Below are 11,128 nucleotides of genomic sequence, written 5' to 3'. Positions count from 1 at the left end.
CGCCCACACTTATCGACTGTTAATTTTTAAAGAATTCTGCGTTACTTGCTGAAGCGTTTTGTTCAGCAGCAGAGAGGCGAGATTATGCGGTGTTTCGTGCAGCTCGTCAACCCCTGTTTTTCACCCTGCGCAACTCGCATTTGCATGCAGCGCGTCGGGAGGCAGAACTATATAGAAGCCCCCGGGGCTTGGCAAGAGTAAAATGCTTCCTTTGCCGCTTTATTCTTCGCTTGCCTCCATGACCATCCTGCTCTCTACCCTCAACGCGCGCTACACCCATGCCTCCCTGGGGCTGCGCTACCTGCTTGCCAATATGGGAGAGCTGCAGGAACAGACAAAAATCCAGGAGTTCGTTATCGGTGCGAAGACCACCGAGATCGTGGAGCGCATCCTGGCGCACAAGCCGCGCATCGTGGGCTTCGGCATCTATATATGGAATGTCGAAGAGACCAACAAGGTGGTGGGCATGCTGAAACGCGTGGCGCCGGAGGTGGTGGTGGTGCTGGGCGGGCCGGAAGTGTCTTACGAGACGAACGAGCAGGAGATTGTGCGCCTGGCGGACTATGTAATCACCGGCTGGGGCGACGTGACTTTCCCCAAGGTCTGCAGCGATATCCTGAACGGCCCCAAGCCCATCATGAAAGTGCACGCCGGCCACCAGCCGCCGATGGCGGAACTGAAGCTGCCCTATTCGCTGTATTCGGACGACGACATCAAGAACCGCACCATTTATGTGGAGGCTTCGCGCGGCTGTCCGTTCAAGTGCGAGTTCTGCCTGTCGGCGCTGGACAAGACGGCGTGGCCCTTTAATATCGATCTGTTCTTGGCGGAGATGGAGGGGCTGCACGCGCGCGGCGCACGCCTGTTCAAGTTTGTGGACCGCACCTTCAATCTGAATATCAAGACCAGCCTGAAGATCATGCAGTTCTTCCTGGATAAGATAGAGGCCAATCCGGACGATCCGGTCTACGCCCACTTCGAGCTGGTGCCGGACCATTTGCCCGACGCACTGAAAGAGGGCATTTCCAAATTCCCGCACGGCGCGCTGCAATTCGAGATCGGCATCCAGAGCTTCAACCCGGAAGTGCAGTCGCTGGTGAGCCGCAAGCAGGACAACCAGAAGGCGGCCGACAATATCCGCTGGCTGTGCGACCACTCCACCGCGCATATGCACGTGGACCTGATCGCCGGCCTGCCGGGGGAGACGGTGGAGAGTTTCGCCGAGGGCTTCAACAAGCTGTGGGCGCTGGGGCCGCATGAGATTCAGTTCGGCATATTGAAGCGGCTGCGCGGCACGCCCATCATCCGGCACACGGAGCCGTTCGGGCTGGTGTTCGATCCGCATCCGCCATACACGATACTGGCAAACAATCATATCGATTTCCAGACCATGCAGCGGCTGGTGCGGTTCGCGCGCTATTGGGACCTGGTGGCCAATTCGGGACGGTTCACGCATACCTTGCCCGTACTTCTGGGAGAGATGCCGTTCCAGAATTTTATGGCATTCTCGGATTGGCTGTACGCGAACACCGACGCCACGCACCGCATTGCGCTGGACCGCCTGGCGGGCATGGTGCAGCGCTGGCTGGCGCACGCCGGCATGGACGCGGACGCGGCGGCGCAGCTGCTGTCCAGCGATTTCGCGCCCAAGGGCAAAGCGGCGCACGTGCACCATCCGGCGCCGCAACGCCAGGCGCGGCATTTGGCGGCGTGACGGTTGCACGCCATCCCTACCGGGTGGCGCAGTAGTAGAAAGTCACTTACACTTGAGCCATGCCAACTAACCCCGTGCCCACCCTCACCATCAGCTCCGGCAGCGCGTCGGAGGCTACGGTCACGGCTGGCGGCACCTGGCAGGTGCATGCGCTGGCGCACCGCCACCCCATGCACGCCATTACCGCCTCGCTGAAACAGCTCAAGGGCAAGCGCGCGCAGTGGGATTTGCGCGCCGTCGAGGCGATGGACCATATCGGCGCCCAGCTTTTATGGAATGCCTGGGGCAAGACCCGCCCCGCATCCCTGCAAATGGCGCCCGAACACGAGGAATTCTTCAAGCGCCTGGAATCCACCGGCACGCTGCAGCTCCAGCAGCACCGCCAGCACCGCCTGACGTCCGTGATGAAGCTGGGCTTCACCATCATGGGCTTTGCCGAGCACATGGCCGGCTTCATCAAACTGATAGGCCAGGTCACGCAGGACTCCTGGCGCTTCCTGCGCAACCCCATGCGTGGCCCCTGGCGCGAGATTTCGGCCAATGTCTACCACGCCGGCTTCCAGGCGCTGGGCATCACGGCGCTGGTCGGCTTCCTGATCGGCGTGGTGCTGTCCTTCCTGTCGGCGCAGCAGCTGCGCACCTTCGGCGGCGACATCTACCTGGTCAACCTGCTCGGCATGAGCGTGATCCGCGAACTGGGACCGCTGCTGGCCGCCATCCTGGTGGCGGGCCGCTCAGGATCGTCCATTACCGCGCAGCTGGGCGTGATGCGCGTGACCGAGGAACTCGATGCAATGCTGGTGATGGGCATTTCGCACGGCTTCCGCCTGATCCTGCCCAAAGTGATTGCGCTGGCCATTTCCATGCCATTGCTGGTGATCTGGACCGATACCATGGCGCTGATAGGCGGCATGGTATCGGCCAAGGTGGAACTGAACCTGTCGGCGCGCTACTTTATCCAGAAGCTGCCGGACGCGGTGCCGCTGGCGAACTATCTGATCGGCCTACTCAAAGGCGTGGTGTTCGGCACCCTGATCGCGCTGGTGTCCTGCCACTTCGGCCTGCGCATCCAGCCCAATACGGAGAGCCTGGGACGCGGCACCACCACTTCGGTGGTGACGGCCATTACGGTGGTGATCCTGGCGGACGCGGTGTTCGCCATCGTCTTCAACGGAGTGGGCTACTGATGGACGAGACCCTGCCGCCCGAAGAGAACTGCGGCTGCCCGGAGACCCCGGGCATGCTGACACTGGACGGCAGCGTGCCGGTGGTGGAAATCACCAATCTGCAAACCCGTTTCGGCCGCACCGTGGTGCACCAGGACCTGAACCTGGAGATCGAGCAGGGCGAGATCCTGTCCATCGTGGGCGGCTCGGGCACCGGCAAGACCGTGCTGCTGCGGCAGATGCTGGGCCTGGAGCGCCCCACCAAGGGCTGCGTGCGCATCTTCGGCGAGGACATCACGCAGGCCAACGCCGAACACCTGCAGCAGCTGCGCAACCACTGGGGCATGCTGTTCCAGGAAGGCGCGCTGTATTCGGCGCTGACGGTGTTCGAGAATATCGCCCAGCCCATGCGCGAGCTGCGCGTGCTGCCGCCGGACCTGATACGGGACGCGGTGCTGCTGAAGATGAATATGGTGGACCTCGGCCCCGAGCACGCCAACAAGATGCCGTCCGACCTGTCCGGCGGCATGGTCAAGCGGGTGGCCCTGGCGCGCGCGCTGGTGCTGGAGCCCAAGCTGCTGTTCCTGGACGAGCCCACCGCCGGCCTGGACCCGGACCGCTCGGAGAGCTTCGTTTCACTGATCAAATCGCTGCACCGGGAGCTGGGCCTGACCGTGGTGATGGTGACGCACGACCTGGACACGCTGTTCGCGCTGTCCACCCGCATCGCCGTGCTGGCGGAAAAACATGTGATTGCCGTCGCGCCCACGCGCGAAGTGATCAAGGTGGACCACCCCTTCATCAAGGAATTCTTCCTCGGCGCGCGCGGCAAGCGCGCGCTGGCGGCCCTTGATGATAGAAAAATTCAGGAGTAGCTATGGAAAACAGATCGCACGCATTAATGACGGGCTTCTTCACGATATCGCTGCTGATCGCGGCGGTGCTGTTCGGGATCTGGTTCAACCGCGACCGCGTGGAGCGCGAGCCCTATCTGATCGCCACCTCGCTGTCCGTGCCCGGCCTGAACCCGCAGGCGGCGGTGCGCTACCGCGGCCTGGAGGTGGGCAAGGTGGACGACATCGGTTTCGACGCCAAGGTGACGGGACAGATCCTGGTGCACCTGAGCGTGGACCCGGACACGCCCATCACCAAGACCACCTTTGCCACGCTGGGCTACCAGGGCGTGACCGGCATTGCCTACATCCAGCTGGACGACGAGTCGGTGGGCTCGGAGCGCCTGCGCACCAGCGCCAGCAACCCCACCCGCATTCCGCTGCACCCCGGCCTGTTCGACCAGCTGGAAAAGCGCGGCAAGGCCATCCTGTCCAAGGCTGAAAAAGTGACCGAATCGCTCGACACGCTGCTCAGCCCCGCCAACCAGAAGACCATGCTGGGCGCCTTTGCCGACGTGAGCGAGACCGCGCGCGAGTTCCGCAGCGTGCCCGCGCAACTCGGCCCCACGCTGGACAAGCTGCCCAAGCTGGTGGAGCAGGCGCAGGGCAGCCTGGCGGCCGTGAACCGCCTGGCGGACGACGCCACCAAGCTGTCGGCCAGCCTGCAGGGGCCGAACGGCGCCATTTCGCGCCTGAACGGCACGGTGGACCGCGTGGGCCTGTCGCTGGAAACGGTGGCCGGCGGCGTGGAGCTGGAGACCCTGCCCAATATTAACGCGCTGACCGATGAAACGCGTTCGTCCATGCGGGCCGTGCGCCGCACCATGAACACCCTGAACGACAAGCCGCAGAGCATCCTGTTCGGCACGCCCGACGCCACGCCGGGTCCGGGCGAGGCGGGCTTCACGCCGCCGGCCGCGAAATAAAGGAAAAATATGGAATCGACCCTCAACAAACTGGCCTGCATGGCATTGCTGGCCGCGCTGGGCGGCTGCGCCACCAAGGGCGCGCAGACCACCGTGTACGACTTCGGCCCGCTGACGCCGGCCGCGTCGCCATCCGCCACGGCCGCCGCCGCCCTGCCCGCGCTGGTGGTGGCGGACGTGAACGGCCCGGCCTCGCTGGACAGCAACCGCATGTATTACCGCCTGCTGTACGCGGACGCGCAGCAGGCCCGCCCCTACGCGCAGAACGCCTGGAGCGTCACGCCGCTGCAGCTGCTGACCCAGCGCCTGCGCGCGCGCCTGGCGCAGGCCGGCGTGAAAGTGCTGGCCACCACCGACGCCGCCGTGGGCATGCCCATCCTGCGCCTGGAGGCGGACGACTTCTCGCAGAACTTCGACAGCCTGGCCAGCAGCAGCGGCCAGGTGTCGCTGCGCGCCTCGCTGTTCCGCAGCCACAAGCTGGTGGACCAGAAGACCTTCACCCGCAGCACCGCCGCGCGCAGCGCCGATGCGGCCGGCGGCGCGCGCGCGCTGGCCGATTCGTCGGACGCCATCGCCGCCGACATCCTGGCCTGGCTGAACACCTTGCCAGCCACGCTGCCGCAGTAACAGCGTGAGCGTGACGGAAACCACGGTCCAGCCCCGCATGCCGTCGCCGGTGGCGCGCGCGGCGCTGCTGGCCTATCTGCTGCTGATCGTCTATGCGAGCTGGTTCCCCTTTTCCGGCTGGCAGAACCAGGGCCTGTCGCCGCTGATCTTCCTCGAGCACACGGCCATGCCGCGCTACTGGACCAAGTTCGACGCCATCATCAACGTGGTGGGCTATATGCCCTTCGGCGCGCTGGTGGTGTACGCGCTGTATCCGCGCCTGCGCGGCGTGGCGGCCTTCGCCATCGCCGCCGCGTGCGGGGTGCTGGTGTCCGGCGCCATGGAGGCGGTGCAGACCTATCTGCCCAGCCGCGTATCGTCCAACCTGGACTTCTACACCAACGCGGCCGGCGCCGCCGCCGGCGCGCTGTTCGGCACCCTGAGCGCCACCGCGCTGCTGGACGGCAGCCCCTTGTACCGCCTGCGCCAGCGCTGGTTCGTGCAGCACACCAGCCAGGGCCTGGTGCTGATGGGCTTGTGGCCGCTGGCGCAGATCTATCCGCAGGGCTTTTTGTTCGGCCACGGCCAGCTGCTGCCCATCCTGTCGGACTGGCTGTCCGAGCTGCTCGGCACCAGCATCGACCTGGTGGAGCTGGTGCGGCCCGGCGCCGAGCTGACGGTGGAGCAGTACTGGCTGTCCGAAACCATCATCACGGCCTGCGGCATGGTGGGCGCCGGCCTGACCCTGCTGTGCCTGATGCGCAAGCACGCGCCGCGCGCCGGCCTGCTGATCGGCCTGGCGGGCGCCGCCATCGTGGTGAAGTCGCTGGCGACGGCGCTGCTGTTCTCGCCGGAGAACGCCTTCGTGTGGATTACGCCGGGCGCGCAGGGCGGCTTCCTGATCGGCGCCATCATGCTGGCCGGGCTGGCGTTCGCGCCGCACATGGCGCAGCGCCGCCTGGCCGCGCTGACCTTGCTGCTCAGCCTGCTCATTGTGAACACCACGCCGGTCAACCCCTATTTCCTGTCCACGCTGCAGGGCTGGGTGCAGGGCAAGTTCCTCAACTTTAACGGCGCGGCGCAGTTCCTGTCGCTGCTGTGGCCGTTTTTCGCGCTGTGGTTCCTGCTGCTGCCGTCGCATAAGCTCAACCGTCCCTAAGCCGCCAATACAGGTATCATTGCGCCTGAAACGACAAGCGAGGCCCTTATGAGCGACAACAAACAATTTTTCGAACGCCACGTGTTCTTCTGCATGAACAAGCGTGACGACGGCCGCAACAGCTGCGGCGACCACGGCGCCGAAGTGGCGCAAAAGCACGCCAAGAAGCGCTGCAAGGAACTGGGCATCAACGGCCCCGGCAAGGTGCGCGTCAACCAGGCCGGCTGCATGGACCGCTGCGAAGAAGGCCCGGTGATGGTGGTGTATCCGGAAGGCACCTGGTACACCTACGTGGACACCACGGATATCGATGAGATCGTCGACAGCCACCTGGTCGGCGGCAAGGTAGTGGAGCGCCTGAAGATATGATGAACAAGAGCTCGGAAAAATTCACCCTGCCCGGCAACGCCGGCCTGATGGAAGGCCTGATCGACATGCCGGCCGGCGACGCGCCGCCGCGCGGCGTGGCCCTGGTGGCCCACCCGCACCCGCTGTACGGCGGCACCATGGACAATAAGGTGGCCGTGACCCTGATGCGCACCTTCGTCGGCCTGGGCTATGTGGTGGCGCGCATCAACTTCCGCGGCGTGGGCGCCTCGGAAGGCGTGCATGACCACGGCCACGGCGAAACCGACGACATGGGCCTGCTGTACCAGCACATGACGCAGAAATACCCCGGCCTGCCGGTGGCCCTGAGCGGCTTCTCCTTCGGCACCTATGTGCAGTCGCAGCTGGCCAAGCGCCTGGCCGAGGCCGGCACGCCTGCCGAGCGCCTGGTACTGGTTGGCACGGCCGCCAAAAAATGGGAGCTGGCCGACGTGCCGGCGGACACCATTTTGATCCACGGCGAGAACGACGACACCATCCCGGTGCAGGACGTGTTCAACTGGGCGCGCCCGCAGGACATCCCGGTGCTGGTGATACCCGGCGCCGACCACTTCTTCCACCGCAAGCTCGGCCATATCAAGACCTGGGTCACGGCGCTGTGGCTGGGCGGCCAGAAGGACAGCGGCGAAGCGGCCTGAGGCCCTATAATGTCCGGCATCCGTTTTTAACACCACTGCATTAAGACCAATGAAAAAATACCTCGCGGCACTCGCCACCAGCGTGCTGTTCATCACCTCCGCCGTGGCGCAGACCCTGCCCGCGCCCACCATCGCGGCCAAGTCCTGGCTGCTGCTGGACATGACCAGCGGCCAGATCATCGCCTCGCAAGACCCGAACATGCGCATCGAGCCAGCCTCGCTGACCAAGATCATGACGGCCTACCTGACCTTCCAGGCCCTGCGCGACAAGAAGATCGACATCAACCAGAAGGTGAACGTGTCGGTGCGCGCCTGGAAAGTGGATTCGAGCAGCTCGAAGATGTTTATCGACCCTGCCGTGCCGGTCTCCATCAACGACCTGCTGCACGGCCTGATGGTGCAGTCCGGCAATGACGCCGCCGTCGCGCTGGCCGAGGCCGTGGCCGGCGACGAAGCCACCTTCGTCACGCTGATGAACCGCGAAGCGCAGCGCATGGGCCTGACCCAGACCCGCTTCGCCAACCCGCACGGCCTGCCCAGCCCGGAAAACTATTCCACCGCGCAAGACCTGTCGGTGCTGGCCAAGCGCGTGATCGCCGACTACCCCGAGTTCTACAAGATCGACTCGGTGAAAAGCTTCACCTACAACAAGATCACCCAGCCCAACCGCAACCGCCTGCTGTGGCTGGACCCGACCGTGGACGGCATGAAGACCGGCCACACCGAAGCGGCCGGCTACTGCATGATCGCGTCGGCGCACCGCCCGAACGGCAACTTCGGCGAGCGCCGCCTGATTTCCGTGGTGCTGGGCACCGCCTCCGACGGCGCGCGCACGGCCGAAAGCCAGAAGCTGCTGAACTGGGGCTTCCAGAATTTCGATACGGTACGCCTGTACAGCAAGGGCCAGGCCATCGATACGCCGGAAATCTGGAAAGGCTCGTCGAACAAGCTGAAGATCGGCTTTGCGCAGGACGTGCTGGTGACGGTGCCGAAAGGCGTGGCCGGCAAGATGAAGCCCGTGCTCGAGCGCAAGGACCCGCTGGTGGCCCCTATCGCCGAGAACACCCGCGTCGGCTCGCTGAAGATGGTGGTGGACGGCAAGCCGCTGCTGGAACTGCCGGTGGTGGCGCTGGAAGGCGTGCCGCAGGCGTCCATCTTCGGCCGCGCATGGGACTCCGTGCGCCTGTGGCTGAAATAAGCTAGGCGTTCATTTCATGGTGGAGCGCATTCTGCGCCCACTGGAAGGCCTCGGTGCTGGCCTCGCCAAGGCGGTCCGGGTCTATCCCGGCCGCCAGCGCCACCTCGGCGGCGCGGCCCACCTGGCCGCGCTCGATCAGCAGCGCCAGCATCAGGTACGGGCCGTAGGGGCCGCCGCTGTTGAGCAGCACGTCCCGTATCTCGTCCGACAAATGCATCTTCTCCAGGATGGCCGCCATCGGCACCTTGAGCAGGATGTCGAACAGCGACAGCAGGCCCACCAGGAACAGCTCGTCGCGCTCCGACTGCTCGATATCCTCCCCCACGATCTCCAGGAAACGCGCCCGCGCCAGCGCCACTTCCAGCAGCGCTTCGTCGCGTTCGTGCGTATTCCCGAGGCGGAACATGGACACCGTCAGCCAGCGGTACAGATGCGTGCGGCCCAGCACGATAATCGCTTCCTTCAGACTGGTGACGGCGGCGTGGTGGCCGGTGCTGGAGGCGTTGGCCCAGCGCAGCAGGTGGAAAGCCAGGCCCGGGTCCTGTTTCGCCACCTCGGTGAGCTGGCCCACTTCGGCGTCCGTGCGCAGCAAGTTCAGCAGTTCTATCGAGGTCAGCCGGCTCTGGTCTATCTTGGCGTCCGGGTCCACCGTGTCCACGGTGCTCAGGAAGGCGCCCAGGCAATAGTCGCAACCCCAGGCCAGGCACATGCGCTGCTCGTCCCAGCTGTCCACGCCGTCCACCGCGATCTGCAGGGCAGGATAGGCTGCGCGCAGCTGGCGCAGCAGGTTCTGGAAGATGGGCAGGGAACTGTCCGCCAGGCTCAGGAAGACCACGTCGCAGGCGGCCAGCAGCGGCAAGTCTTCCGGCGCAAGCGTCACGCCGCGTAGGGCGGCCTTGCAGCCGGCCTGGCGCAGCACTTCAAGACGCGCCAGCAGTTCGGCAGGCGGCAGCGCGGCTTGCTTGCGGTCCAGCAAAAACATGCAATTGGGGGCGGCCAGAGCCAGGAATTCGCGCGCGTCCACCGCTTGCGGCGTGATCGGGATGACGGCCACGCGCCGCTCCACAAAGGCGGACAGGCCGGCCGCTTCCAGCGCCTCGAAAAACTCGGCCTCGGGCGGCGCGGCGCGCTGCCCCCCGGTCTTGAAGGTGAAGCGGTAGCCGCACAGGCGATGCCGCTTGTCGACGATTTCATCGCGGCACAGCATGGCGTCCGCCTCGGCCTGGCCGAGATGGGCCGCTTCCGGCGCGGCATCGCCTGCCGCCGCGGGCGGCGCCGCAGTCGGCACGGGAGCCCGCACCACGGGGGCGGCGCCGCTGATTTCCGGTTCTGGTTTGCGGTTCAGAAAAGATAGCAGGCCCACATTGCGCTCCTTGCGGAAGTTCTTCAACTCGACAAGCCACTTAGCGATAATACAATAGAAATCCGGACGCGGAGCGGTCGCCGCCGAGAATATCCGCCGCCTGCGCACGGCCCAGTCCACACCCTTATAATTGTTGATTTTTCCGGAAAAAAACCTATGCGCAACAGCACTGTATCGCCCACCCCATTGGCCCTGTCGCGCATCGTGGCCGGCATGTGGCGCATGACGGAATGGAATATGACGCCGCAGCAGCGCCTGGCCTTTATCGAGCAATGCCTGGAGCTGGGCGTGAGCAGCTTCGACCATGCGGACATCTACGGCGGCTACGGCGTGGAAGCCCTGTTCGGCGAAGCGCTGGCGCTGAAGCCGGCGCTGCGCGAGCAGATGCAGATCGTGAGCAAATGCGGCATCAAGCTGGTCTCGCAAGCACGTCCCGCGCACACCATCCAGCATTACGACACCTCGGCCGCGCATATCACCGCCTCGGTGGAGCAGTCGCTAAGCCAGCTGCGCACCGATTACCTGGACCTGCTGCTGATACACCGCCCGGACCCGCTGATGGACTTCGACGAGATGGCGGACACCTTCACGCGCCTGCGCGCCGAAGGCAAGGTGCGGCATTTCGGCGTGTCCAACTTCAGCCGCCACCAGTTCGAGGCGCTGAACCGGCGCATTGCGCTGGCCACCAACCAGGTGGAGTTTTCGCCGCTGCACCTGGCGCCGATGTTCGACGAAACCTTCGACGGCCTGCAGGACCTGGGCGTGCAGCCGATGATCTGGTCGCCCCTGGGCGGCGGACGCTTGTTCAGCGGCGGCGACGCGGCCGGCGAGCGCCTGCGCGCCTGCATCCGGCAAGTGGCGGAAGAAGTGCGGCAGCCGTTTGCGTCGGTGGTGTTCGCGTGGATTATGCAGCTGCCGTGCAAGCCGGTGCCGCTGACCGGCTCCGGGCGCATCGCGGCGATACAGGAAGCGGTGCAAGCCACGCAGTTCACGCTCAGCCGCCCGCAGTGGTTCGAGATCCTGCGCGCGGCGCGCGGGCACGAGGTGGCCTGAGGTGGCCTGAGGTAGCCTGAGGTAG

General features: G+C 65.2%; 11 protein-coding genes. 10 read left to right on the top strand and 1 reads right to left on the bottom strand.

Annotated elements, in window-relative coordinates; genetic code table 11:
* Nucleotides 1-238: 238 nt before the first annotated feature.
* The 9 genes from AC07S4_RS28880 to AC07S4_RS28840 are packed head-to-tail and all read left to right on the top strand — an operon-like array spanning nucleotide 239 to nucleotide 8,687.
* Entirely contained in the window at nucleotides 239-1,714 is a 1,476-nt protein-coding gene (locus tag AC07S4_RS28880) for a B12-binding domain-containing radical SAM protein (protein WP_494989870.1), read from the top strand.
* A 59-nt stretch (nucleotides 1,715-1,773) separates the two neighbouring features.
* Nucleotides 1,774-2,901: an MlaE family ABC transporter permease gene (locus tag AC07S4_RS28875; protein WP_494989869.1), complete on the top strand. Its 1,128-nt coding sequence runs from the start codon at nucleotides 1,774-1,776 to the stop codon at nucleotides 2,899-2,901.
* Entirely contained in the window at nucleotides 2,901-3,755 is an 855-nt protein-coding gene (locus AC07S4_RS28870; protein ID WP_371869407.1) for an ABC transporter ATP-binding protein, read from the top strand. The genes AC07S4_RS28875 and AC07S4_RS28870 overlap by 1 nt, the downstream gene beginning before the upstream one ends.
* A 2-nt stretch (nucleotides 3,756-3,757) precedes the next feature.
* Nucleotides 3,758-4,699, top strand: a complete 942-nt coding sequence (locus AC07S4_RS28865; RefSeq protein WP_494989868.1) for an MlaD family protein — start codon at nucleotides 3,758-3,760, stop codon at nucleotides 4,697-4,699.
* 9 nt (nucleotides 4,700-4,708) lie between these two features.
* Entirely contained in the window at nucleotides 4,709-5,326 is a 618-nt protein-coding gene (locus AC07S4_RS28860; RefSeq protein ID WP_494989867.1) for an ABC-type transport auxiliary lipoprotein family protein, read from the top strand.
* A 37-nt stretch (nucleotides 5,327-5,363) separates the two neighbouring features.
* Nucleotides 5,364-6,464: a VanZ family protein gene (locus AC07S4_RS28855; protein WP_494989875.1), complete on the top strand. Its 1,101-nt coding sequence runs from the start codon at nucleotides 5,364-5,366 to the stop codon at nucleotides 6,462-6,464.
* Nucleotides 6,465-6,512: 48 nt separating this feature from the next.
* Nucleotides 6,513-6,833: a (2Fe-2S) ferredoxin domain-containing protein gene (locus tag AC07S4_RS28850; protein ID WP_161075256.1), complete on the top strand. Its 321-nt coding sequence runs from the start codon at nucleotides 6,513-6,515 to the stop codon at nucleotides 6,831-6,833.
* The gene (locus AC07S4_RS28845) at nucleotides 6,833-7,489 is read left to right on the top strand and encodes an alpha/beta hydrolase (RefSeq protein ID WP_494989874.1); all 657 of its coding nucleotides are present in this window, start codon (nucleotides 6,833-6,835) and stop codon (nucleotides 7,487-7,489) included. The genes AC07S4_RS28850 and AC07S4_RS28845 overlap by 1 nt, the downstream gene beginning before the upstream one ends.
* A 49-nt stretch (nucleotides 7,490-7,538) precedes the next feature.
* Nucleotides 7,539-8,687, top strand: a complete 1,149-nt coding sequence (locus tag AC07S4_RS28840) for a D-alanyl-D-alanine carboxypeptidase family protein (RefSeq protein WP_161075255.1) — start codon at nucleotides 7,539-7,541, stop codon at nucleotides 8,685-8,687.
* Between the two features lies 1 nt (nucleotide 8,688).
* Here AC07S4_RS28840 and AC07S4_RS28835 read toward each other — a convergent pair whose 3' ends face one another.
* Entirely contained in the window at nucleotides 8,689-10,077 is a 1,389-nt protein-coding gene (locus tag AC07S4_RS28835; protein WP_494989866.1) for an EAL and HDOD domain-containing protein, read from the bottom strand.
* 129 nt (nucleotides 10,078-10,206) lie between these two features.
* Between AC07S4_RS28835 and AC07S4_RS28830 the strand changes: the two genes are divergently transcribed.
* Nucleotides 10,207-11,103, top strand: coding sequence for an aldo/keto reductase (locus tag AC07S4_RS28830; protein WP_494989865.1), 897 nt, complete (start codon nucleotides 10,207-10,209; stop codon nucleotides 11,101-11,103).
* Nucleotides 11,104-11,128 lie beyond the last annotated feature (25 nt).

The sequence above is a fragment of the Pseudoduganella sp. GW821-FHT05F09 genome (genome assembly GCF_059419605.1).
Note: the sequence above shows the minus strand (reverse complement) of the source record. Positions and strands in the feature narration are given on the sequence as shown.

Excerpts from the sequence above, each read along its gene's own strand:
- AC07S4_RS28855 (WP_494989875.1), top strand. The coding sequence starts at position 5,364 with ATGCCGTCGCCGGTGGCGCGCGCGGCGCTGCTGGCCTATCTGCTGCTG.
- AC07S4_RS28860 (WP_494989867.1), top strand. The coding sequence starts at position 4,709 with ATGGAATCGACCCTCAACAAACTGGCCTGCATGGCATTGCTGGCCGCG.
- AC07S4_RS28830 (WP_494989865.1), top strand. The coding sequence starts at position 10,207 with ATGCGCAACAGCACTGTATCGCCCACCCCATTGGCCCTGTCGCGCATC.
- AC07S4_RS28870 (WP_371869407.1), top strand. The coding sequence starts at position 2,901 with ATGGACGAGACCCTGCCGCCCGAAGAGAACTGCGGCTGCCCGGAGACC.
- AC07S4_RS28865 (WP_494989868.1), top strand. The coding sequence starts at position 3,758 with ATGGAAAACAGATCGCACGCATTAATGACGGGCTTCTTCACGATATCG.
- AC07S4_RS28845 (WP_494989874.1), top strand. The coding sequence starts at position 6,833 with ATGAACAAGAGCTCGGAAAAATTCACCCTGCCCGGCAACGCCGGCCTG.
- AC07S4_RS28875 (WP_494989869.1), top strand. The coding sequence starts at position 1,774 with ATGCCAACTAACCCCGTGCCCACCCTCACCATCAGCTCCGGCAGCGCG.
- AC07S4_RS28840 (WP_161075255.1), top strand. The coding sequence starts at position 7,539 with ATGAAAAAATACCTCGCGGCACTCGCCACCAGCGTGCTGTTCATCACC.
- AC07S4_RS28880 (WP_494989870.1), top strand. The coding sequence starts at position 239 with ATGACCATCCTGCTCTCTACCCTCAACGCGCGCTACACCCATGCCTCC.
- AC07S4_RS28850 (WP_161075256.1), top strand. The coding sequence starts at position 6,513 with ATGAGCGACAACAAACAATTTTTCGAACGCCACGTGTTCTTCTGCATG.